Annotated in this window: 21 protein-coding genes and 1 pseudogene; 15 read left to right on the top strand and 7 right to left on the bottom strand. The window is 68.2% G+C overall.

Annotated elements, in window-relative coordinates; genetic code table 11:
- Genes A5740_RS20670 through marP form a run of 3 tightly spaced genes read left to right on the top strand, consistent with a single transcriptional unit; the run spans window position 1 to window position 2,638 of the window.
- Window positions 1-663 carry a TlpA disulfide reductase family protein gene (locus tag A5740_RS20670; protein WP_076197099.1) on the top strand — a complete coding sequence of 221 codons (663 nt, stop codon included), beginning with the start codon at window positions 1-3 and terminating at the stop codon, window positions 661-663.
- On the top strand, window positions 660-1,436 hold the full coding sequence (locus A5740_RS20665) for a CoA pyrophosphatase (RefSeq protein WP_076197097.1): 777 nt from the start codon (window positions 660-662) through the stop codon (window positions 1,434-1,436). The genes A5740_RS20670 and A5740_RS20665 overlap by 4 nt, the downstream gene beginning before the upstream one ends.
- A gap of 11 nt (window positions 1,437-1,447) precedes the next feature.
- Window positions 1,448-2,638: an acid resistance serine protease MarP gene (gene marP / locus A5740_RS20660; protein ID WP_076197095.1), complete on the top strand. Its 1,191-nt coding sequence runs from the start codon at window positions 1,448-1,450 to the stop codon at window positions 2,636-2,638.
- On the opposite strand, the gene A5740_RS20655 is transcribed toward marP, so the two are convergent.
- A complete protein-coding gene (locus A5740_RS20655; RefSeq protein WP_076197094.1) occupies window positions 2,639-3,619 on the bottom strand; it encodes an alpha/beta fold hydrolase in 981 nt (326 codons plus the stop codon).
- Complete coding sequence (locus tag A5740_RS20650; RefSeq protein ID WP_076197243.1) at window positions 3,619-4,125, bottom strand: phage holin family protein; 507 nt, start codon at window positions 4,123-4,125, stop codon at window positions 3,619-3,621. The genes A5740_RS20655 and A5740_RS20650 overlap by 1 nt, the downstream gene beginning before the upstream one ends.
- 114 nt (window positions 4,126-4,239) lie before the next feature.
- Between A5740_RS20650 and A5740_RS20645 the strand changes: the two genes are divergently transcribed.
- Window positions 4,240-4,947, top strand: a complete 708-nt coding sequence (locus A5740_RS20645) for a S1 family peptidase (RefSeq protein ID WP_175616304.1) — start codon at window positions 4,240-4,242, stop codon at window positions 4,945-4,947.
- A 72-nt stretch (window positions 4,948-5,019) separates the two neighbouring features.
- On the opposite strand, the gene acs is transcribed toward A5740_RS20645, so the two are convergent.
- Entirely contained in the window at window positions 5,020-6,981 is a 1,962-nt protein-coding gene (acs, locus tag A5740_RS20640; RefSeq protein ID WP_076197093.1) for an acetate--CoA ligase, read from the bottom strand.
- Between the two features lie 126 nt (window positions 6,982-7,107).
- On the opposite strand from acs, the gene A5740_RS20635 reads away from it, so the two are divergent.
- Window positions 7,108-7,884 carry an oxidoreductase gene (locus A5740_RS20635; protein WP_076197092.1) on the top strand — a complete coding sequence of 259 codons (777 nt, stop codon included), beginning with the start codon at window positions 7,108-7,110 and terminating at the stop codon, window positions 7,882-7,884.
- A 427-nt stretch (window positions 7,885-8,311) separates the two neighbouring features.
- Here A5740_RS20635 and A5740_RS20630 read toward each other — a convergent pair whose 3' ends face one another.
- A complete protein-coding gene (locus A5740_RS20630) occupies window positions 8,312-9,169 on the bottom strand; it encodes an HAD-IB family hydrolase (RefSeq protein WP_197508277.1) in 858 nt (285 codons plus the stop codon).
- A gap of 424 nt (window positions 9,170-9,593) precedes the next feature.
- On the opposite strand from A5740_RS20630, the gene ssd reads away from it, so the two are divergent.
- From ssd to A5740_RS29180, 7 genes and pseudogenes are all read left to right on the top strand, one after another.
- Window positions 9,594-10,673: a septum site-determining protein Ssd gene (ssd, locus tag A5740_RS20620; protein ID WP_076197090.1), complete on the top strand. Its 1,080-nt coding sequence runs from the start codon at window positions 9,594-9,596 to the stop codon at window positions 10,671-10,673.
- Window positions 10,670-11,840: pseudogene (locus A5740_RS29195) on the top strand (TadA family conjugal transfer-associated ATPase). Before ssd ends, A5740_RS29195 begins: the two are co-directional and overlap by 4 nt.
- Window positions 11,837-12,622 (top strand): type II secretion system F family protein, encoded by a 786-nt coding sequence (locus A5740_RS29190; protein ID WP_175616308.1) that lies wholly within the window; start codon window positions 11,837-11,839, stop codon window positions 12,620-12,622. Before A5740_RS29195 ends, A5740_RS29190 begins: the two are co-directional and overlap by 4 nt.
- Window positions 12,619-13,200 (top strand): type II secretion system F family protein, encoded by a 582-nt coding sequence (locus tag A5740_RS20605; protein ID WP_076197089.1) that lies wholly within the window; start codon window positions 12,619-12,621, stop codon window positions 13,198-13,200. The genes A5740_RS29190 and A5740_RS20605 overlap by 4 nt, the downstream gene beginning before the upstream one ends.
- Before the next feature lie 27 nt (window positions 13,201-13,227).
- A complete protein-coding gene (locus A5740_RS20600; RefSeq protein ID WP_076197088.1) occupies window positions 13,228-13,431 on the top strand; it encodes a DUF4244 domain-containing protein in 204 nt (67 codons plus the stop codon).
- A gap of 56 nt (window positions 13,432-13,487) precedes the next feature.
- Window positions 13,488-13,754, top strand: a complete 267-nt coding sequence (locus A5740_RS29185; RefSeq protein WP_305800104.1) for a TadE family type IV pilus minor pilin — start codon at window positions 13,488-13,490, stop codon at window positions 13,752-13,754.
- A 16-nt stretch (window positions 13,755-13,770) separates the two neighbouring features.
- On the top strand, window positions 13,771-14,097 hold the full coding sequence (locus A5740_RS29180; protein WP_254849270.1) for an Rv3654c family TadE-like protein: 327 nt from the start codon (window positions 13,771-13,773) through the stop codon (window positions 14,095-14,097).
- Here the strand turns inward: A5740_RS29180 and A5740_RS20590 are convergent.
- Window positions 14,094-15,119: a PAS domain-containing protein gene (locus A5740_RS20590; protein ID WP_076197239.1), complete on the bottom strand. Its 1,026-nt coding sequence runs from the start codon at window positions 15,117-15,119 to the stop codon at window positions 14,094-14,096. The genes A5740_RS29180 and A5740_RS20590 overlap by 4 nt on opposite strands.
- A 277-nt stretch (window positions 15,120-15,396) precedes the next feature.
- A complete protein-coding gene (locus tag A5740_RS20585; protein ID WP_076197087.1) occupies window positions 15,397-17,751 on the bottom strand; it encodes a DEAD/DEAH box helicase in 2,355 nt (784 codons plus the stop codon).
- Window positions 17,752-18,048: 297 nt separating this feature from the next.
- Between A5740_RS20585 and A5740_RS20580 the strand changes: the two genes are divergently transcribed.
- The 3 genes from A5740_RS20580 to topA all read left to right on the top strand — a co-directional run bounded on the left by A5740_RS20580 (window position 18,049) and on the right by topA (window position 21,876).
- The gene (locus A5740_RS20580) at window positions 18,049-18,252 is read left to right on the top strand and encodes a cold-shock protein (RefSeq protein WP_003882601.1); all 204 of its coding nucleotides are present in this window, start codon (window positions 18,049-18,051) and stop codon (window positions 18,250-18,252) included.
- A 98-nt stretch (window positions 18,253-18,350) separates the two neighbouring features.
- On the top strand, window positions 18,351-18,944 hold the full coding sequence (locus A5740_RS20575; protein ID WP_076197086.1) for a hypothetical protein: 594 nt from the start codon (window positions 18,351-18,353) through the stop codon (window positions 18,942-18,944).
- A gap of 103 nt (window positions 18,945-19,047) precedes the next feature.
- A complete protein-coding gene (gene topA / locus A5740_RS20570) occupies window positions 19,048-21,876 on the top strand; it encodes a type I DNA topoisomerase (protein ID WP_076197085.1) in 2,829 nt (942 codons plus the stop codon).
- 5 nt (window positions 21,877-21,881) lie between these two features.
- On the opposite strand, the gene A5740_RS20565 is transcribed toward topA, so the two are convergent.
- Window positions 21,882-23,531 (bottom strand): adenylate/guanylate cyclase domain-containing protein (locus A5740_RS20565; RefSeq protein WP_254849269.1); only part of this gene is annotated, 1,650 nt, incomplete at its 5' end.

Genomic DNA, 23,531 nt, shown 5'->3' with positions numbered 1-23,531 from the left:
GTGAGCCGTTCCACCCGATGGACCGTGGCGGTCCTGGTGATCCTGGTGGCGCTCGGCACCGCGTTCTGGATGGAACTGCGTGACGAGCCGGCGCCGCCGGCCGGGGCCGGGCAGTCCACCGCCCGCGATCACCGCGACGCCGATACCCCCGAGGCGCTCGCCGGTCCCCGGGCCCGCGCCGACCTGTCACCGTGCCCCGGGCCGGGGAAGGGGCCGGGACCGGAAGCGTTGCGCGGCATCACCCTCGACTGCGCGGGCGACGGCGTGCCCGTCGACGTGGCCTCGGCGCTGGCCGGACGTACGGTGGTGCTCAATCTGTGGGCGTACTGGTGCGGCCCCTGCGCCGACGAACTGCCCGCGATGGCCGAATACCAGCGGCGGGCCGGCGACGACGTGCTGGTCGTGACGGTGCACCAGGACGAGAACGAGACGGCGGCGTTGCTCCGGTTGGCCGAACTCGGGGTGCACCTGCCGACACTGCAGGACGGCCGGCGGCTCGTTGCGGCCGCACTGAAGGTGCCCAACGTCATGCCTGCGACGGTGGTTCTGCGCGCGGACGGTAGCGTGGCCGGGACCCTACCCCGCTCCTTCGTCAGCGCCGACGAGATCGCGGCGGCGGTCGACGAGAAGATCCGCTCTAGCCGACAGGAGCACCCGGGGTGAGATCGACGCGCGACGGGCTGGTCCCGGATGTCGCCCCGGCCTGGCTCAAACCGCTGGTGGACAACCTCGACCGGGTGCCGGATGCCTACCGCAGGCGGGTGCCGCCGGAGGTGTTGGCCTCCATCGTCGAAGCCAACAACCAGGCCGCCCAGGCCGGTGCCCGCCGTGACGCCGCGGTGCTGGTGCTGTTCTCCGGCCCGCCCGAGGGCGCACCTTCGAGTCTTCCCGATGAGGCCGACCTGCTGGTGACGGTCCGCGCCTCGACGTTGCGCCACCACGCCGGGCAGGCCGCATTCCCCGGCGGTGCCGCCGATCCCGGCGACCAGGGCCCGATCGGTACCGCCTTCCGAGAGGCCACCGAGGAGACGGGCATCGACGCCAGCCGGCTCTACCCGCTGGCCACCCTGGAAAAGATGTTCATCCCGCCATCGGGATTCCACGTGGTCCCGGTGCTCGCCTATTCACCCGACCCCGGTCCGGTCGCCGTGGTGAACGAATCCGAGACAGCCGTCGTCGCGCGGGTTCCCGTGCGGGCCTTCACCAATCCCGAAAACCGGCTGATGGTGTACCGGGAGTCCAATACCAGCCGGTTCGCCGGGCCCGCGTTTCTCCTCAACGAGATGCTGGTGTGGGGTTTCACCGGCCAGGTCATCTCGGCGATCCTCGACGTCGCGGGCTGGGCCAAGCCGTGGAACACCGAGGACGTCCGCGGACTCGACGAGGCAATGGCCCTCGTCGGGCATGACAACGGTTACGGTGAAGCCCAAAGTTGAAGTGGATATAGATGACACCTTCGGTCTGGCTCGATTTCGCCATCCTCGGCATCGGGTTCGTCGCCGCCATCTCCGGCTGGCGCTCGGGAGCGCTCGGCTCCCTGCTGTCCTTCATCGGTGTGGTGCTCGGGGCGGTGGCAGGCGTGCTGCTGGCCCCGCACGTCATCCCGCACGTCAGCGGTGACCGCACCAAGCTGTTCGCCACGCTGTTCTTGATCCTGGCGCTGGTGGTGATCGGTGAGATCGCCGGTGTGGTGTTGGGGCGGGCGGTGCGCGGCACGATCCGCAACCGGTTGTTCCGTGCGTTCGACTCGGTGGTCGGGGTGAGCCTGATGCTCGTCGCGGTCCTGGTCGCCTCATGGCTGCTGGGCAGCCTGCTGACCTCCTCGGATCAACCGAATCTGGCTGCCGCGGTGAAGAACTCGCGAGTGCTGACCGAGGTCGACAAGGTGGCGCCGGACTGGCTGCGCTCGGTGCCCAACCGGCTGTCGGCGCTGCTGGACACCTCCGGCCTGCCCGATGTGCTCGAACCGTTCGGGCGCACCCCGATCGTCAACGTCGACGCCCCGGATGCGGCGCTGGCCACCGATCCGGTGGTGACGACGACACGGCCCAGCGTGGTCAAGATCCGCGGCGTCGCGCCGAGCTGCCAGAAGGTGTTGGAGGGCAGCGGATTCGTCATCGCCCCCAACCGGGTGATGTCCAACGCCCACGTGGTCGCCGGTGCCGACAGCGTGACCATCGAGGCCGACGGCAAGACCTACGACGCCGGCGTGGTGTCCTACGACCCCAACGCCGACATCTCGATCCTCGACGTACCGAACCTGCCGATCCAACCGCTGCAGTTCGTCGACCAACCCGCCCCGAAAGGCACCGACGCCGTGGTGATGGGCTATCCCGGCGGCGGAGATTTCCTGGCCACCCCGGCCCGCGTCCGCGAGATCATCGAGCTCAACGGTCCCGACATCTACCGGACCACCACCGTCACCCGTGAGGTGTACACGGTCAGGGGCACGGTGCGGCAAGGCAATTCAGGTGGACCGATGATCAATCGGTCGGGCAAGGTGCTCGGCGTCGTGTTCGGTGCCGCCGTCGACGACGCCGACACCGGGTTCGTGCTGACCGCCAAGGAGGTCGAGCGTCAGCTGGCCAAGATCGGCAACACCGAACGGGTGCACACCGGGACCTGCATCAACTCCTGATCAACCGGTCCGCAGCGCCGCCAGGAACCGGTTCAGCTGCTGGTTGACCGCCTCCGGTTGCTCTTCATGGCCGAAATGCCCGGCACCCGCGATCGATACATATCGGCCGTGCGGGGCGTAGTGCTGCGTGCGCTGCACGGGATCGGGCAGAACATAGGGGTCGGCGTCTCCGCGCATGTGCAACACCGGCACACCGACCGGACGCTTCATCGACCGCATGAACCGCCGGCCCTCACCGCGGAGCTGACTGCGCACCGCCCACCGCTGGTATTCCAGGGCGCAGTGCGCGGCACCCGGGATCTGAATGGCCTGACGCAGGTGACCCATGGTGTCGGAGAAGTCCGCGGTGTTCTGCCAGGTGGCTCCGGCGCGGCTGCGGATCAGCTGCTCGAGCGCCGCGCCGTCGTGCCGGGTCAGGGTGTGCTCGGGCCACGTCGGCAACTGATACCGCAGCATCGACGGCAACAACGCGCGGCCCTGATCCCGACGGGTCAACGCAGACGTTCGCAGCGCCACCGGATGCGGTGAACTCACCGACGCGATCGCATTGACCGCCCGCGGATGCAGCACGGCCGTCGCCCAACACACCAGGCCGCCGTCGGCATGCCCGACCAACGTGGCGGTCTTGTGACCGAGCGCCCGCACCAATCCCGCGGTGTCCCCGGCCAGTGTCCAGCCGTCGTATCCGCGTGGTGGTTTGTCGCTGTCCCCGTAGCCGCGCAGGTCGACCGCGACGACCCGCGCGCCGGTGAGCGCGGTGAGCTGGTGACGCCAAGACCACCAGAACGAGCCGAAACCGTGGAGCAGGATCACAAGCGGTCGGTCCGGGGTCGCAGGCTCGCCCTTGGTTTCGCCCTCGGTCACATGGTCGGGCTGCGAGCTCTCGCCCTCCACCACATGGAAGCGAATACCGTTGGCATGCACCTGCAGATGCCGCCATGGCCCCTCGATCCTGACGATCGACGGGTCGGGCGGAGGCATTACCAGCCTGACGGGTCGGCGGCCGGCTTGGTCGCAACGGCCGTCGTGACGCTCTTGTCGTGGCCGGGTGTCAGGGCCTCGCGGGTCTCCTTGACCGATTCGATGGTCTGCCGCGGCCCCCGGATACGTCGTACCTTCAGGAAGCCGAACAGGGCCAGCGCCCCCGTGACCACCACCATGAGGCCGAAGACGATCAGGAAGGCCACCCAGCGCCACAGCCACGTGTCGAGCAGTTCGGCCAGGAAGAAGAAGAAAAAGAACGTCGAGTAGAACAGCACCACCAGCGCGGCGATGAAGAACACGCTGCCGGTGAGGCCCTTCTTGACGTCCCGGGTGATCTCGGCCTTCGCCAACTCCACCTCGGCGCGCACCAGTGTGGAGACCTGCGCGGTGGCGTCCTTGACGAGATCGCCGATGGAGGGGTCCGGCTTGGGGGCGTGCGGGTCGACGAGCGGAATCGAGGTCACCGTCGTCGGAACGCCGTCCCTGCGGTCGCCTGTGCTCATGGCGTTCATGTTGCCATGCGGCGAACCCGTTAACGATCCCGGCTGACGTCCCGGTGTTAGTAGACTGACGACATTCTTGAGTTGCGCGGGTCGGGCGCGTCGATTGGAGGACACTTGACGAGCAGACACCGCCGGCAGTTGCTCATCGGTGCATCGATCATCGCTCTGGTTGCGATCCTCACGTCCGTTCTTCCCGCGGGTCAAGCGCGTGCTGATGCGCCGGTGGTGTTGGGCGGCGGTTCGGGCATCGTGGTCAACGGGGAGTCGTTCTGCACGCTCACCACGATCGGGCACGACAATGCGGGTCGGCTCATCGGTTTCACCTCGGCGCACTGCGGTGGCCCGGGCGCCACGGTGTCGGCCGAAGGGGCTGACGGCGCCGGGGTGCTCGGCACGATGGTCGCCGGTAACGATCTGCTCGATTACGCGGTGATCCAGTTCGATCCCGCGAAGGTCACCCCGACCAACAACGTCAACGGTTTCCAGATCGACGGGCTCGGACCGGATCCGGTGTTCGGTGAGATCGCCTGCAAACTCGGCCGCACGACGGGTTATTCGTGTGGTGTGACGTGGGGGCCGGGCCAGGATCCGGGCACCATCGTCAACCAGGTGTGCGGCCAGCCCGGTGATTCAGGTGCTCCCGTGACCGTCAACAACCGGCTGGTCGGCATGCTCCACGGCGCCTACACCGAGGAATTGCCCACCTGCGTGGTGAAGTTCGTGCCGCTGCACACGCCGGCGGTGACGATGTCGTTCAACACCCAGCTGGCCGACATCACCGCCAAGAACCGGCCGGGAACGGGTTTCGTCCCGATTCCCTGATCCCGAGTGGCCAGTTATGACACGCCATCTTCGGAAACGCGTGCCATAACTGGCCTTTCGACGAGTTGTGCCCTACTTGCTGGCGCGGATCGCCTCGAACACGCTGGGGTCGACCAGCGTCGAGGTGTCACCAAGCTCGCGGCCCTCGGCCACGTCGCGCAGCAACCGGCGCATGATCTTGCCGCTGCGGGTCTTGGGCAGCTCGGGCACCACGTGGATTTCGCGCGGTTTGGCGATCGGGGAGATCTCGGTGGCCACCTGTGCGCGTAGTTCGTCGATCATGTCCGCGGCCCCGCCGTGCGCGGAGGCCTTGAGGATGACGAACGCGCAGATCGCCTGTCCGGTGGTGTCATCGGAGGCGCCGACCACGGCGGCCTCGGCCACCCCGGAATGTCCGACCAGGGCCGATTCGACCTCGGCGGTCGAGATGCGGTGACCGGAGACATTCATGACGTCGTCGATGCGACCGAGCACCCAGATGTTGCCGTCCGAGTCGTAGCGGGCGCCGTCACCGGCGAAGTACCAGCCCTGTTCGGCGAATCGTGACCAGTAGGTGTCGGTGAACCGCTGCGGGTCACCCCAGATGCCGCGCAGCATCGCCGGCCACGGCTGATCCAGCACCAGGTAACCCGTGACGTGCTCGGCTTCGTCAGCGCCGGGCACCAGTTGGTTGCCGTCGTCGTCGACGATCTTGGCCGAGATGCCGGGCAGCGGTGTCATCGCCGACCCTGGCTTGGTCGCGGTGACACCGGGCAGCGGGGAGATCATGATGGCCCCGGTCTCGGTCTGCCACCAGGTGTCGACGACCGGAGTCTTGTTGGCGCCGACGACTTCCCGGTACCAGCGCCATGCTTCGGGGTTGATCGGCTCGCCGACCGAACCCAGCAGCCGCAGGCTCGACAGGTTGTGTGCGCCGGGAATCTGGCGGCCCAGCTTCATGAAGGTGCGGATCAGCGTGGGCGCGGTGTAATAGATTGTGACGCCGTACTTTTCGATGATCTCGAAGTGCCGGTGCTCGGTCGGCGACGTCGGGGTGCCCTCGTAGACCACCTGGGTGGCGCCGTTGGCCAGTGGCCCGTAGACGATGTAGGTGTGCCCGGTCACCCAGCCGATGTCGGCGGTGCACCAGTACACGTCGGTCTCGGGTTTGAGGTCGAACACGTTGTAATGCGTGTACGCCGACTGGGTGAGGTATCCGCCCGAGGTGTGCACGATGCCCTTGGGCTTGCCGGTGGTACCCGAGGTGTAGAGCAGGAACAGTGGCTGCTCGGCGTCGAACGCTTCCGCGGTGTGCTCGGTGGAGGCTTTCTCGACGGTCTCGTGCCACCACAGATCACGGCCGTCGGTCCAGTTCACGTCGATCCCGGTGCGACGGACCACCAGCACATGTTCGACCGACGGCTGGTCCGAGACGGCTTCGTCGACCGCGTCTTTCAGCGAGGCCGCCTGGCCGCGGCGGTACTGACCGTCGGTGGTGATGACGAGCTTGGCCTCGGCGTCCTCGACGCGGGCCCTCAGGGCGGAAGCGGAGAACCCGGCGAACACCACACTGTGCATCGCTCCCAGGCGGGCGCAGGCCAGCATCGCCACGATCGCCTCGGGCACCATCGGCATGTAGATGGCGACGCGGTCGCCCGCGGTCAGACCGAGCGCGGTCAGCGCGTTGGCAGCTTGGGAGACCTCGTCCTTGAGCTGGGCGTAGGTGATGTCGCGGGCATCGCCGAGAGGCTCACCTTCCCAGTGGATCGCGACCCGGTCGCCGTTGCCGGCGTCGACGTGGCGGTCGACGCAGTTGTAGGCCACGTTGAGCTTGCCGCCGACGAACCACTTGGCGAACGGCGCCTCTGACCAGTCCAGCACCTCGGTGAACGGGGTCTGCCAGGTCAGCCGATTGGCCTGGTCGGCCCAGAACGCCAGCCGGTCCTTGTCGGCCTCGGCGTACAACTCGCCCGTCGCGTTGGCATTGGCCGCGAACTCGGCAGGCGGCGGATACGCTGACGGGACTTCGGTAGAGGTCGCTGACGGGTTAGACATGCGTGTGAGCCTAGTCACCAAACGTTGCACGGGCGTTGGGACCTCACAAGACGGTTGCCGGGCGGCAGCGTTGTTGCGCCCAACGGTCGGCGGGAGCGTGTTCAGCGGTCGGCTAGCGTTTCGGCTATGACGCCCGACGAGCGCTCGCGCGAGGAGCCGACAAACACCGATCCACTCGCACCACTGGTCGACCTACCCGGTGTTTCCGCGGCCAGCGACGAGGCGCGAGATGCCCTGGGCCGGGCGCATCGGCACAAGTTCAATCTGCGGGGCTGGCCACAGACCGCGGCCGAGGCGGCTCTGCGCGCGGCGCGCGCCTCGGCAGTCCTCGACGGCGGGGCGGTGCAGCTGTCCGCCGACGGTGAGCCCGATCCGGTGACCGCGGGCGCCATCCGGGTGGCCGAAGCGCTCGAGGGTGGCGCCACCGCGCTGGTCGGAGTGTGGCAGCGGGCGCCGATGCAGGCCTTGGCCCGATTGCACGCGTTGGCCGCCGCCGATCTGGCCGACGACGAGCATCTGGGCCGGCCCCGAACCGATCCCGATGTGGGGCGTCGCCTCGAACTGCTGACCGACATCCTGGCCGGCGGCTCCAAGGTTCCGGCCCCCGTGCTCGCCGCCGTCGCCCACGGCGAACTCCTCAGCCTGGCTCCGTTCGGGACCGCCGACGGGGTGGTGGCGCGTGCGGTGTCGCGCCTGGTGACGATCGCCAGCGGGTTGGATCCACACGGCCTCGGGGTGCCCGAGGTGTATTGGATGCGCAAGTCGGGGGAGTACCGGGCTGCCGCACGGGGATTCGCCTCCGGCACGCACGACGGGTTGACGGCCTGGCTGCTGTTCAGCAGTGAAGCGTTGAAGGGCGGGGCGCGAGAGGCGTTGCAGATCGCTCAGTCGGCGGCTGGCTGAACTTGGTTCAGCGCGCGCCCTCAGCAAACGAAAGCGGGCGGCGCTCCGAACGATGTTCGGCTCGCCGCCCGCTAGCACGGATACCGGTTACCAAGCGTGCCAACGTGGGATGCGTGGGTGGCCTCGGCGTCCTTGCGATGCGCTTCGGCTGCAGCTCTACCCAAAGAGCCGTCGTGGCCGTCCGCTCCTCGCAATCACGCAGGCCCGCAACACTTTTGCCTATTCCGCGGCATGTGCTCCGCGTGGGTGCCGGGACCCGTGCTAGGGAGCCTGGTTCGGGAGATTTAGCCTTCTCTTCTGGCTAAGCCTTGGCCTCATCCAAGCTTCCGTGGTTCCTTTGTACTACGTGACCACGGTCACAGCAAGGGTGAAACGGGGCCGAGTTCCGATCGTTACGCCGAGGGCCTCAGCTACTACATGCGGTAGGTCAGGAAGTGAAGCGCCGGAGCAGTGAATAGGTCAGCGCACCGGCCGCCAGGGCGCTGATCCCGACGGCCGCGCTGGTGGCGACCGCCGCCCCCGACGGGGCCGGAATCCGATCCCGCAGCGACACCGGCCGGCTGAACGTCAGCACCGGCCACCCACGGGCGGCGGCTTCTTTACGTAACCCCCGGTCGGGGTTGACGGCGGTGGGATGGCCGACGCTTTCCAGCATCGGAATGTCGGTGATCGAGTCCGAATAGGCGTAGCAGTGGTCCAACGCGTAGCCCTCGCGGGCGGCCAGGGCGCGAATTGCCTCGACTTTGCCTTCGCCGTAGCAGTAGAACGCGATCTCGCCGGTGTAGCGCCCATCTTCGACCACCATTCGGGTGGCCATCGCATGGGTCGCGCCCAGCGCCCGCGCGATCGGGGCCACGATCTCCTCACCCGAGGCCGACACCACGACGACGTCGCGACCGCACAGTTTGTGGTCGGCGATCAGTTCGGCCGCCTCGGCGAACACCAGGGGATCGACGATGTCGTGCAGTGTTTCGCCGACGATCGACTTGACCTGTTCGACATCCCAGCCGGTGCACATGTTGGTGATGTAGCTGCGCATCCGGTCCATCTGGTCGTGGTCGGCGCCCGACATCAGGAACAGAAACTGAGCATAAGTCGACTTGAGAACGGTGCGACGGTTCAGCAGGCCCTGATTGAAGAAAGGTTTGCTGAAAGCGAGCGTGCTGGACTTTGCGATGACGGTCTTGTCGAGGTCGAAGAAGGCGGCGGTGCGCACCGGCCGGTCACCGTGCGGTGCGGATTGCTGTGCGATCGACTCCCCGGCAGCCCGATCGGTTGCGGTCACAGGCGCAAGCATAGAGGCAGGTGCCCCGCCCTATCCGGCCGGCGACACAAAATGGCAGTTCACGACACATTCTTTCGCGTGGCGGCCCCGGTGCGACAGTCGATAGCCCGCGCAGATGTCCCTTGCGTGTTTTGGCAGTTCCGTGTGTATAGTGAGCATTACTCGGCTTATGCCGAGGGTGTATCAGCCCGACCCCCCGGGGCTGATACACGACGACCTCCGCCTCCTCCCCCCCTGGCGGGGGTCGTCTCTTTTTCCGGGGAAGAATCCTCACCGGTTCGGCCGCTGTAGTTGCGGAACCGTATTTTCAGTGCGCCGTTCGCGGTACGTTCGCGGACCGCGGTTTCATCCCCAGCGTCGAGTTCATCCCCAATCGGCGAATTGGTGATGGTGTGCAGGCCGTGGTTGCCCACAGGCTGGGGGCATGGCCACCTCGAAGTCCTCGACCAGCCCACCGGGCACCGTGCTGGCCCTCATCGGCGATCCGCTTCTGCGTGAAGACGTGTCCCGGGTGGCCGCCGCGGCGGGCGTGGGTCTGGTCCTGGTAGACGAACCCTCTGGTCGCAAGGCCTGGACAGCGGCTGTCGCGGTGCTGCTCGACGGCCCGGGGGCGCTGCGCTGCGCAGCCCGCGCGCTGCCCCGCCGCACCCGGGTGATCCTCGTCGGCCGTGCTCAACCACAGCCGGAAGACTGGCAGGCCGCGATCTCGGTCGGCGCGCAGCAGCTGGTCACCCTGCCGGCCGAGGATGCCGATCTGGTCGCCGCCCTGTCCGAGGCCGCGTGCCGCGACGACGCCGGCCGCGGTCCGGCCGTGGCGGTGCTGGGCGCTCGAGGAGGTGCCGGTGCGTCGGTGTTCGCCGTGGCGCTGGCGCAGTCGGCGCCCGAAGCGCTGCTGGTCGAGGCGGACCCGTGGAGCGGAGGCATCGACCTGGTGGCCGGCAGCGAGGAGCTGCCCGGGCTGCGGTGGCCGGACCTGGCCTTGCAGGGCGGTCGGTTGGCCTACCCGGCGTTGCGCGACGCGCTGCCCCGCCGGAACGGGGTCAGCGTGCTTGCCAGCGGGCGTTCGGGCGCCGAGATCGAGGCCGGGCCGCTGGGTGCAGTCGTCGAGGCCGGGTGTCGCGGCGGTGTCACCGTCGTCTGCGACGTGCCCCGGCAACCCACCGCGGCGGCCGAAACCGCTCTGGACGCCGCTGATCTCGTCGTGGTGGTGACACCGGCCGACGTGCGCGCGTGCACTGCGGCGGCCGCGGCCCGCCCGTGGCTGCTGGCCTGCAATCCGAACGCGGGCGTAGTGGTTCGGGGCCCGTCGCCGGGCGGCCTACGCGCAGCCGAGGTGGCCCGCATCGTGGAGCTGCCATTGCTGGCCGCGATGCGACCCCAGGCCGGTATCGCCGAGGCGTTGGAGCGTGGCGGGTTACGCGTGCGGCCCCGCTCACCGCTGGGATCCGCGGCTCGCCGGGTGCTCTCGGTCCTGGCCCGGCATCCTGCCCAGGCGGCGGCATGAGTTCCTCGCTGATCGACCGGGTCCGCGAACGCCTGGTGGCCGAGACATCATCGAGGGGCACGCTGAGCCCTGGTGTGGTGGCCGCGGCGATCCGGGCCGAGTCCGGTGGCCTGCTCGGCGACACCGAGGTACTGAGCAATCTGCGGCTCTTGGAAACAGAGCTGACCGGTGCGGGCCTGCTGGAGCCGCTGCTGTGCGCACCGACGACCACCGATGTGCTGGTGACCGCCCCTGATGCGGTGTGGGTGGACGACGGGAACGGATTACGCCGCAGCACAGTGTGTTTCACCGACGAGGACGCCGTCCGTCGGCTGGCGCAGCGGTTGGCGCTGTTGGCCGGACGCCGACTCGACGAGGCGCAGCCGTGGGTGGACGGTCAACTCACCGGCATCGGTCCGTTCACCGTGCGCCTGCACGCAGTGCTGCCTCCGGTGGCGTCCGCGGGCACCTGCCTGTCGTTGCGGGTGCTGCGCCCGGCCACCCAGAACCTCGACAGCCTCATCCGGTCGGGGGCGATCCCGCCGGAGGCGGCAGATCTGCTGCGGGCGATCATCCGGGCCAGGTTGGCATTCCTGATCTCCGGCGGAACCGGATGCGGCAAGACCACTTTGTTGGCCGCCGCGCTCGGCGCCGTCGACGGGTGCGAACGCATCGTGTGTGTCGAGGACGCAGCCGAATTGGCTCCGCCGCACCCGCATCTGGTCAGACTCGTGGCCCGGGCCGCCAACGTCGAGGGGGTCGGCGAGGTGACTGTGCGGGATCTGGTGCGCCAGGCGCTGCGGATGCGTCCGGATCGGATCGTCGTGGGCGAGGTTCGTGGGGCGGAGGTCGTGGACTTGCTCGCCGCGCTCAACACCGGCCACGACGGCGGTGCAGGCACGGTGCATGCCAACAATCCGGCTGAGGTGCCGGCTCGATTGGAGGCACTCGGCGCGCTCGGCGGCCTGGACCGTGCCGCCCTGATCAGCCAGTTGGCCGCCGCCGTGCAGGTGCTGCTGCACGTGGGCCGGGACCGGAACGGGCGCCGCAGGCTCGCCGAGATCGCCGTCCTGCACCGGGCTGGGCGGCACGACCTCGAGGTGATGACGGCCTGGCATGCCGATGACGGGTGGGGGTTGTGGCGCGGACGCTCTCGACGCGTTGCTCCGGCAGCGGATGTCGTCATGACGGTCAGCGCCCTGGCATTGGCGGCCGCGCTTCTACTCTGGCCGGTCACTCCCCGCCGCGCGGCGGTGTTCCGCCGGAACCGGGGCGCGGAGCGCCGTTGCGTGCGGGCGGTACCGGTGGTCGCGGTTCTGGGAGTGGTTGTGGCGGTGCTGGTTTCGTTTCCTGCCGCGTTGGCCGTGACCGCGATCGCCACCACCGTGGCGCTGCGTCGCCGGCGTGGGTCGACCCGACGGCGACGGCAGGAGGAATCGGCTGCGCTGCAGGCTGCCCTGGACGTGCTCGTCGGTGAGCTACGCACCGGCGTCCATCCCGTCAACGCGTTCGACACCGCTGCGGCCGAGGCGTCTGGACCGGTGAGTCAGGGTTTGAGTGCCGTCGCGGCCAGGGCGCGACTGGGTGCTGACGTCGCGGCCGGGTTGGCCGACGCCGCGGCAGACTCGCGACTGCCGATGCACTGGCACCGGCTCGCCGCCTGTTGGCGCCTGGCCCACGCATATGGCCTCTCGATTGCCACCCTCATGCGCACGGCGCAGCGCGACATCGTCGAACGTGAGCGCTTCTCGGCGCATGTCCAGGCCGCCATGGCGGGTCCTCGGGCCACAGCGGCGGTCCTCGCCGGGTTGCCGGTGGCGGGGCTGGCGCTCGGTCAGTTGATCGGTGCGAAGCCGTTGGCGTTCCTGTGCGGCCCGGGAATCGGGGGCTGGTTGCTGGTCGTCGGCGTCCTGCTGGCCTGCGCCGGTCTGACGTGGTCGGACCGGATCACCGATCGGGTGTTGAGATGATCTGGGCGGCACTGTTTCTCGCCGCAGCACTGCTGGTCGGCGCGGATCCGTCCCGCGTACGCAACCGGGCGGTACCGGCCCCGGCGCCGTCTGGAGGCCGGCAACCGGGCCCGGCCGACGATCCGCTCGCCGCTGCTTCCACGTTCGATCTCCTTGCCGCGTGTCTGTCTGCCGGGATGGCGGTCTCGACTGCGGCGGCCGCGGCCACCGCGTCGGCACCGCCGACGCTGGCACCGGTGTTGCGCCGGGCGGCCGAACTGTTGGCGCTCGGCGCCGACCCGGAGCGGGCCTGGGCGCCGAGCAATGACGCGTCACCTCGGGACGACAACGTCGAGGCCCTGCTGCGGCTGGCCCGACGGTCGGCGGCCTCGGGCAGTGCGCTGGCCGACGGGGTCGCCGAGTTGGCGGCGCAATCGCGCCACGACGCGTCCACCGCCGCCGACGCGGTGGCCGAACGCGCCGCAGTGCTGGTCGCCGGCCCGCTGGGGCTGTGTTTCCTGCCGGCGTTCGTGTGTCTCGGTGTCATTCCCGTGGTCGCCGGTCTGGCCGGTGACGTGCTGGGTTCAGGGTTGTTGTGAGCACGTCGTGCAAAGGGAGGAAAATGTATGGGAGGAAACATGATTCAGCGGTTGACCGCCAGAGCGACGCTGGTGATGCTGGACGAATCGGGCATGTCCACTGTGGAATACGCCATCGGTACGATTGCCGCCGCCGCGTTCGGGGCGATCCTGTACACGGTGGTCACCGGCGATTCGATCGTCAGTGCCCTGACCAACATCATCAGCCGGGCCCTGAACACCAACGTCTAGATGACCGGGGCGCGGTCACCGTCGAGGCGGCCTTTGCGATCGCGACACTGGTGGCGATGCTGGTGTTGTGCGTGGGCGGTATCAGCGCGGTGGGGATGCAGATTCGATGCATCGACGCCGCCCGGGAAGCCGCCCGGTTGGCGGCCCGGGGCGACAACGACACGGCCACTGCGGCGGCTCGACGGATCGCCCCGTCCGGCGCGGTGGTTCACGTCGGCCCGGACGGCGCGATGGTGGTCGCCCGGGTCAGCGCAACCACGGCGCTACCGGGGTTCACGGTGTCCGCCGAGGCGGTCGCGGTTCCCGAGCCCGGCGTCGGATGAGCGGGGCTCGGCCACGGTGCTGGCCGCAGCGATGATCGCGATCGTGGTCGCATTCGCCTCCGCCGGCGCCTACCTCGGGGCGGCGGTGACGGCGCGGCACCGGGCCCAGACCGCAGCCGACCTCGCCGCGCTGGGTGCCGCCGGCGCGGTGGCGGCCGGTCCGGAGGCGGCCTGCGGGCTGGCCGGCCAGATTGCCGCACGGATGCGCTCGGTGATCGCCGGATGCCGCGTCGAGGGGCTCGACGTGGTGCTCGACGTCTCGGTGCCGGTCCGGCTCGGCCGCTGGGGATTCGGGCCGGCGAGAGCCTCGGCTCGGGCCGGACCGGTGAACTCGGCCGACTAGTCGATCCGGTCGAGGTCGGCGGCGGTGACCTCGCCATCGGTCGGGAGCCGAAGGGCGATCAGGCCGACGAAGGTGTCCTCGTCGAGCTCGATCCGGTTCACGGTCATGTGCACGGGCTGCCAGTTGCCATTCTCGGCGCGCATGCGCAGCACGGCGGTGGTGACGCCGGTGTCGAACTCGGTGGTCATCCGCGCCATGTGCCGCGCGTCGACGGGATGGATGCGGGCCGGCCCACCGTTGCGGTTGCGCCAGTCGAAGAACGGGGCGGGTTCGTCGAGCCATTTCAACAACTTCCAGTTGTCGAGGTCGACCAAGACCCGGTGCACGCCGGGTTGTGCCAGCCCGTTGAGGATGCGCTGGGCCAACGTGTCCTCACGCACCAACGCGGTCTCCCGTTCGCTGCGCCAGTTCATCGCCCGGCAGATCATGCGCTCGGAGCCGTCGTCCTGCGGTTCGCTGGTCACCCGGGCCACGAAGCCGACGGTGATGAGCTCTCCACGGTGGTCGGTGACATCCCAGGTCGTGCACAAGGTGTTGCCCACCACCGGTTTGATCGTCATCGCCAGCACCTTGGCCTCAGTGCCGTTGAGGTCTCTGGCCGGCAGATCGTCGGCGAACGCGCGGTCATGCGTGGGTTCGGTTTCCGGATCCATGCCGCTGTTGCGCAGAGACTCGGCGGTGTCCGTGGCGACGCCGGCGGTCAGGTCCCACAGCAGCGGGCCCGGAACCGGTCGTGGTGGCGGATCGACGTCGATCGGCCCGATCCACACATGTACACCGTGGATGTGCCCGTCGGACATCCGCACCACCTCGGTGCGGATCACGCGGTCGTTCTTGGTTGTGATGCTCGTCAAGCCCTGGCCGGCTTGGACAGTTTCCCTGATCGCGCTGTGTATTGCCATCAGGTGCGGATTTCGTCGCAGGAACACACTGATCGGGACGAGGTTCTTGGTCTGCAGACCTCGCGCGACCACCACAGGCTCGCTACCCAGCGTCTCCACGAGCAGCCAGTCGTGGGTCATGGCCAGCATTTTACCGGTGGGTAGACCTTCGTCATCGCGCCAATTGACGACGGAATCCGCGCCCGAACACTGTGGATCCCGGGAGTGGCAGTGGATTGGATGATCGGGAGGGTTGCAAACATGAGTGAGTTCACGTAATTTGCCACTGCGCCCGGCGTCCGGGATTGGGAACGGATCGCGTTGTCCGACCGTTCGTCGCAACGTCTGTGTGTTCGGCGTGGCCGATTGCAGCCACGTAGTTGTCGATCCGTGTCGTCGGCCGTCGAGGGGTCGGTCGTCAACACGGTCGGGGGATCGCTGAGGAAGTACTCAGCGCGCCGAGCACCAGACGTAATACGCGCACCGCGCCCCTCTTGTCCAAGGGATCGTTGCCGTTGCCGCATTTCGGTGACTGCACACACGAGGGGCAACCGTTCGGGCACTCGCAAGCCTCGATCGCCTCGGCCGTCGCACCCCACCACGTACTCAGATTGTGGTATCCCCGCTCGGCGAAACCGGCCCCGCCGGGATAACCGTCGTAGACGAAAATGGACGGCAACCCATCCACTGGCCCGACGGCCGTGGACACCCCGCCGATGTCGCCGCGGTCGCAGCTGGCCACCAGCGGCAACAGTCCGATCGCCGCGTGTTCGGCCGCATGCAGACTTCCCGGGACTGCCAGCGGGTCGATTCCGCTGTCCTGCAACGCCTCCGGGCTGATGGTGCACATCGCGGCCATGGTGTCCAGCGTGCTCGGTGGCATCTCCAGTTCGATGAAGTCGATCACCTCGCCGTCCATCCGGCGCCGTAGATACCCGACCACGGTGTTGGTCACCGACACCGGCACCAGACCCACCGTGACCGGGCCGAACTGTCGGCGCTCGCCGGGGCCGGTGACCGAGATGTCGGTCAGTTCTCGGGCGAATGTGGTGTAGCCGGGATCGCCGGCGGACACGAACGCGACTCCGTCCTCGAACGACAGCGATTCCACCAGATAGGTCTCGCCCTGGTGCAGATACACCGCGCCCGGATGTAGTGACGCTGCGGCCTGGCCGGCGCCGGTGCTGCCCAGCATCCGGCCGGTATCGACCTCAAGGATCGCGATCTGGCCGCCGCTGGAACCGCGGATGTCCACGGCCGGATGCGGATCCACGCCGGGAGCGGGAAAGTAGCCGCCCGGACGCTTGCGCAACAGGCCGTCGTCGACGAGCGTCTCGGCCACCGCCTCGGCGTTCCACAACCGGACCTCGGCCGCGGTGAGTGGCAATTCGGCTGCCGCGCAGAGCAATTGCGGTCCAAGCACATGCGGATTCGTCGGGTCGATGACCACCCGCTCGATCGGCTTGTCCAACAGGGCCGCCGGATGGTGCACCAGGTAGGTGTCCAGCGGATCGTCGCGGGCGATCAACACGATCAGCGCGCCCTGCCCGCGGCGGCCGGAACGTCCGGCCTGCTGCCAGAACGAGGTGACGGTGCCGGGAAAACCGGCCAGCACCACCGCATCCAGGCCGGCGATGTCGATGCCGAGCTCGAGCGCGTTGGTGGTCGCCAGCCCCCGCAGGCGACCGTCGGTCAGGGCATGTTCCAGCTCGCGGCGATCTTCGGCCAGGTAACCGGCCCGGTAGGACGCCACCAGATCCGCCAGCTCGGGAGCGGTGTCCTCCAAGCGGGCGCGGGTGCCCAGCGCGGTGAGCTCGGCACCGCGGCGGGACCGCACGAACGTCAACGTGCGCGCCCCCTCGATCATCAGATCGGCCATCACCCGGGCGGCTTCGGCGCCGGCCGAACGTCGCACCGGGGCGCCGTTCTCGCCCGTGAGATCGTCGAGCAGAGCCGGCTCCCACAGCGCGATGGTGCGCGCACCTTGCGGTGACCCGTCCTCGGTCACCTCGGCGACCGTCTGGCCGATCAGCTCCGCGGCGGTCTCGGCGGGGGAGGCGGTGGTGGCGCTGGCGAATATGACCGTAGGGCTTACGCCATCGGGGGAGTAGCGCGCACACAACCGCAGCAGCCGACGCAGCACGAGGGCCACGTTCGAACCGAAAATGCCGCGGTAATAATGGCATTCGTCGACGACGATGAACTTGAGGTGGCGCAGGAACACCGCCCAGCGGGCATGGTTGCGCAGCAGTGACAGGTGGATCATGTCCGGGTTGGAGAAGATCCACCGTGACCGTTCCCGGGCGAACCGGCGTACTTCCGTCGCGCTGTCACCGTCATACGGCGCGGGTGCCACGTCGCGCAACGCGCCGACGGACTCGCTCAGCTCCTGCGCGGTACGCAGCTGATCGTGTCCGAGTGCCTTGGTCGGGGACAGGTAGAGCACCCGGGCGCGGGGATCGTGGGCCAGGGCCGACAGGATCGGCAACTGGTAGGCCAGGGACTTCCCCGACGCTGTTCCGGTCGATACCACGACATGCCGTCCGGCATGGGCCAATTCGGCGGTTTCGAGCTGATGCGACCACGGCGCGGTGATACCGCGCTCGCCCAACGCCTGCACCACCTCCGGATGGGCCCATTGCGGCCATTGGCGCGGTTTGCCGTGCCGCGGCGGGATATCCGCGACATGGCGTAGCGGATCTTCGTCGGCTGGGGTGCCCTCGACAGCGCAAGCGAGCAGCTCACGGCCGAAATCCGACCCCTGATCCAGCACTGCGTGTCCTCCTTCGATCTACCCCGTCGACCTCGGCCCGGATTTGTAAACAAATTGTTCACCACGCGCCGCACGCCAAGACTGTCGCAGTCGACCCGAACATGGTTGACTGATCACGGTCGCAGCTTCTGTGTTTGTACTCGCACTCGCAGGATCGTCGTTGCGATCGCGGTTCCTGCGAGGGTTGTAGGTCGGGTCAGTTCCGGGCGACTCCACGAAGGATGGCGGTCGGAACGGGCCCGGTGCACCGGAAGTCGGTGGACCGCACCCGGTTGAAAGAGAAGGAAAGAACAAAAGATGCCACAGGGAACTGTGAAGTGGTTCAACGCGGAGAAGGGCTTCGGCTTCATCGCTCCGGAGGACGGCTCTGCCGACGTGTTTGTCCACTACACGGAAATTCAGGGCAGCGGATTCCGCACCCTGGAGGAGAACCAGAAGGTTGAGTTCGAGGTCGGCCAGAGCCCCAAGGGGCCGCAGGCCACGGGTGTACGGGCCATCTGAGCCACACAAACCCAAAGTGAACACCCCCGTGTGAGTCCGGACCGGACACCGCGGGGGTGTTCTCGTTTTTGCGGGCCAGGCTGGCCTAGTGTCGATTCGTGAGCCAGCTGTCCTTCTTCTCGGCCGAGTCGGTGCCGCCCGCGGCGTCGGACCTGACCGGGGTGCTCGCCGGGCCCGGACAGATTGTGCTGGGCAGCTCCCGCGGGCAGCAGGCGGCCCGCATCTCAGTGGTCGTCGACGAATTGTGGCGGGCGCAGGGTCTGGCCGAGATGATCACCGAAGCCGGCCTGGTGCCCGAAATCGCGCGCACCGACGAGAACACCCCGCTGGTGCGTACGGCACTGGACTCTCAATTGATGCTGATCGCTGGGCAATGGACCCGTGGGGCGGTCAAGACGGTTCCCACGACGTGGTTGCCCGGCTCACGTGAGCTGCGGGCCTGGACGCTGGCCGGGGGCACTCCGGAGGCTGAGGACCGCTATCTGCTTGCACTGGACCCGCATGCGCCCGACACCCACGCGGCGCTGGCCGCGGCGATGATGCGGGTGGGGATTGCACCAACCCTGATCGGGACCAGAGGTTCGCATCCGGCGCTGCGGATCAGTGGCCGGCGACGCCTGTCTCGCCTGGTAGAGAACGTCGGGGAACCACCGGATGACGCCGCCGCGTTGGCGCACTGGCCGCATATTTAATGGTGTTCACGCGGAGAGCCGGTTTGCGTAGGCTCGCGCGTAATGCGAAATTGTCAGTTGCCGGGCGTGGCGCGGCAACTATAGAAGTGGAGCGTAGGCACAGTTGGCTGGCGATAATGGCGGCAGCGGAAGCAAGGGGAATGTCCGGCGACTCGTGATTGTCGAGTCGCCGACGAAGGCGCGCAAGATCGCCGGTTACCTCGGGTCCAATTACGTTGTCGAGTCCTCCCGCGGGCACATCCGCGACCTTCCCCGCAATGCCGCCGACGTGCCCGCCAAGTACAAATCCGAACCCTGGGCCCGCCTCGGGGTGAATGTCGACGACAACTTCGAGCCGCTCTACATCGTCAGCCCCGACAAGAAGAGCACGGTCACCGAGCTCAAGGACCTGCTCAAAGGCGTCGACGAGCTCTACCTCGCGACAGACGGTGACCGCGAGGGCGAGGCGATCGCCTGGCACCTGCTGGAGACGCTCAAGCCCAAGGTGCCGGTCAAGCGGATGGTGTTCCACGAGATCACCGAACCGGCCATCCGGGCCGCCGCGGAGAGCCCCCGCGACCTCGACATCGCCCTGGTGGACGCGCAGGAAACCCGCCGCATCCTCGACCGGCTCTACGGCTACGAGGTTTCGCCCGTGCTGTGGAAGAAGGTCGCGCCGAAGCTGTCGGCGGGCCGGGTGCAGTCGGTGGCCACGCGCATCATCGTGCAGCGCGAGCGGGAGCGCATGGCGTTCCGCAGCGCCGGGTACTGGGACGTCAGCGCCGAGCTCGATGCATCCGTGTCGGACCCCAGCGCTTCGCCGCCCAGGTTCACCGCCAAGCTCAACACCGTCGACGGCCGCCGGGTCGCCGCCGGGCGTGACTTCGATTCGCTCGGCCAGTTGAAGAAGCCCGACGAGGTGCTGGTCCTCGACGAGGCCAGCGCCGGAGCGCTGGCCGCGGGGCTGCGCGGAGCGCAGCTGGCCGTCAGCTCCGTCGAGCAGAAGCCGTACACCCGCAAGCCCTACGCGCCCTTCATGACGTCGACGCTGCAGCAGGAAGCCGCCCGCAAACTGCGGTTTTCCTCCGAGCGCACCATGAGCATCGCGCAGCGACTGTACGAGAACGGCTACATCACCTACATGCGTACCGACTCGACGACGCTGTCCGAGTCGGCCATCAACGCCGCACGCAACCAGGCCCGTCAGCTCTACGGCGACGAATACGTGCACCCGTCGCCGCGGCAGTACACCCGCAAGGTCAAGAACGCTCAAGAGGCACACGAGGCGATCCGCCCCTCCGGCGACGTGTTCCAGACGCCGGGGCAGCTGCACGCCCAGCTCGACACCGACGAGTTCCGGCTCTACGAGTTGATCTGGCAGCGCACCGTGGCCTCACAGATGGCCGACGCGCGCGGCACCACGCTGTCGCTCCGGATCGCCGGTACCGCCGCTGGCGGTGAACAGGTGGTCTTCAACGCGTCGGGCCGCACCATCACGTTCGCCGGCTTCCTCAAGGCTTACGTCGAGAGCCTCGACGAGCAGGCCGGCGGCGAGGCTGACGACGCCGAGAGCCGGCTGCCGAACCTGACCCAGGGCCAGCGCGTCGACGCCGCCGACCTGACCGCCGACGGGCACACCACCAGCCCGCCGGCGCGCTACACCGAGGCTTCGCTGATCAAGGCGCTGGAAGAACTCGGCATCGGCCGTCCGTCGACGTACTCGTCGATCATCAAGACCATCCAGGACCGCGGTTACGTGGTCAAAAAGGGTAGTGCGCTGGTCCCGTCCTGGGTCGCCTTCGCCGTCGTCGGCCTGCTTGAGCAGCACTTCGGCCGGTTGGTCGACTACGACTTCACCGCGGCCATGGAAGACGAGCTCGACGAGATCGCCAACGGCCAGGAGCAGCGCACCAACTGGCTGTCGAACTTCTACTTCGGTGGTGAGCACGGAGTCGAGGGCTCGATCGCTCGCGCCGGTGGGCTCAAGCACCTCGTCGGTGGAAACCTCGAAGGCATCGATGCGCGAGAAGTCAACTCCATCAAGCTCTTTGATGATGACGAAGGCCGCGCGGTGGTGGTCCGGGTGGGCCGCAACGGCCCGTACCTGGAGCGGATGATCGCCGACCCGGACAATCCGGGGGAGCTCAAGCCCCAGCGCGCCAACCTCAAGGACGAGCTGACCCCCGATGAGCTGACCCTCGAGTTGGCCGAAAAGGCTTTCGCCACACCGCAAGAGGGTCGGGTGCTGGGCGTCGATCCGGCGACCGGCCACGAAATCGTCGCGAAGGATGGACGATTCGGTCCGTACGTCACCGAGATCCTGCCCGAGCCTCCCGAAGATCCTGATGCGGGAACGACGGCCAAGAAGGGCAAGAAGCCGACCGGACCCAAGCCGCGCACCGGATCACTGCTGCGCACAATGGATCTGGAGACCGTCACGCTCGACGATGCGCTCAAGCTGCTGTCGTTGCCGCGCGTGGTGGGGGTCGACCCGTCGAACAACGAGGAGATCACCGCGCAGAACGGCCGCTACGGCCCGTACCTGAAGCGCGGCACCGACTCACGCTCGCTGGCCACCGAAGAGCAGATGTTCACCATCACCCTCGACGAGGCGTTGAAGATCTACGCCGAGCCGAAACGCCGTGGCCGACAGGCTGCCGCGGCCCCGCCGCTGCGTGAGCTGGGCACCGACCCGGCGTCGGGCAAGCCGATGGTGATCAAGGACGGCCGGTTCGGCCCGTACGTCACCGACGGTGAGACCAACGCCAGCCTGCGCAAGGGCGATGACGTTCAGTCGATCACCGACGAGCGGGCCTCGGAGCTGCTGGCCGATCGCCGGGCCCGTGGGCCGGTCAAGAAGGCCGCCAAGAAAGCCCCGGCGAAGAAGGCTGCCGCCAAGAAAACGGCGGCCAAGAAGGCTCCGGCGAAGAAGGCTGCGGCCAAGAAGGCCTGAACTACCTAGCTGGAGACGTCGCTTTCGACGTCGCGCGCCAGATCCCGTGGCAGGACCAGGTTCATCGGGCGGGCCAGCTGAGTGGGCACGGTACGTCCGCGCAGTTCGACGATCTCGCCGACGTCCCAGCTCAACGCCTCGGCATCGAGTGCGCCGCTGACCGCGATCGCCGAGGCCAGCACATGGCCTTCTTCCAGTTTGGCCAGCTCGGTGAGCCGGGCGGCCTCGTTGACCGGGTCACCGATCACGGTGTACTCGAAGCGGGCCTGAGCACCGATGTGGCCGGCGATCGCGCGGCCGGCTGATACCCCGATGCCGAACTCGATGTCGGTTCCCAGGACGCTCAGCAGCTCGTCATGCAGCTCGCGGGAGGCCGCCAGCGCACCGCCGGAGGCGTCGGGATGCTCGATGGGGGCGCCGAAGATGGCCAGGGCCGCGTCGCCCTGGAACTTGTTGACGAACCCGCCGTGGCGGTTGACGGTATCGACGATGACGCGGAAGAACTCGTTGAGCAGGTTCACCACGTCGGCGGCCGGAATGGTCGAGGCCAGATGCGTCGACCCAACCAGGTCCACGAACAGCACCGCCACGTCGCGTTCCTGGCCGCCCAACTCGGTGCCGCGCTCCAGGGCGCGGCGGGCCACATCCTCACCCACGTAGCGGCCGAACAGGTCACGTAGCCGTTGCCGCTCGGCGAGCTCGCGCACCATGTCGTTGAATCCGGCCTGCAGCAGGCCCAGCTCGCTGGCGTCGTAGATCTGCATGTGCGCGTTGTAGTTACCGCGCTGCACCTCGCCCAGCGCCCAGCGCAGCTGACGCAGCGGGTCGGCGATCGACATCGCCACCAGCAACGTGCTGGACAGCCCGATCACCAGCGCGGCGATCGCCAGCAGCAACAGCGGGGTGATGAGCCGGTCGGCGGATGCCGTCAGGATCGAGAACTTGCTGGCCACCAGGGCCAGCACGATCGCCAGCACCGGCACGCCCGTCGAGAGCACCCAGGTCAACACCTGCCGCAGGATCACGCCGGGGGCACGGAAGTTCTCCGGCACACCGCCGCGCAGCGCGGCCACGGCAACGGGTCGCAGCACCCGCTCGGACTGCAGATAGCCGATGATCGCGGTGGCCGTGGCGCCCAGCGCGGTGGCGACCAGGACGACCGGCGCGGACTTGCTGGCCACCGGCCAGCTGGCCACGATGAACACGATCGAGCCGAGGAACCAGTTCGTGACGCTGATCAAGGTCCGGTAGAACGGCATCTTCAGTGCCCGCACCCGGGCCAGCTCGGTGATGCGGGGGTCGGACTGGGACACCAGGGTGTCGCGACGCTGCCAGCGGATCACCGGGATCAGCAACCGCAGGGCCAGGTAGGCGCCGACGGTGAACGACACGAACAGGTAAGCCAGGAAGATCGCCAGGTTGAACACCGGAAGGTCCTGGAGCTGGATGCGATCCTCCGGCGGCAAGCCGAAGCGCAGGAAGCCCAGCACGAACAGGGCGCCGATGATGTCGGCCTGCAGCATGCCCAGCGTGAACACCGGCCACGGGGTACGCGCCACCCATCGCGCGAATGCACCGATTCGCGCGATGGGGATGGGCTGCGTGGTCACCCGTTTACCGTATCGGGCCGCGGGGACGTTGAGGTGCCGGTGTGA

The sequence above is a fragment of the Mycobacterium sp. GA-1841 genome, assembly GCF_001954135.1.
Classification (GTDB): Bacteria; Actinomycetota; Actinomycetes; order Mycobacteriales; family Mycobacteriaceae; genus Mycobacterium.
Note: the sequence above shows the minus strand (reverse complement) of the source record. Positions and strands in the feature narration are given on the sequence as shown.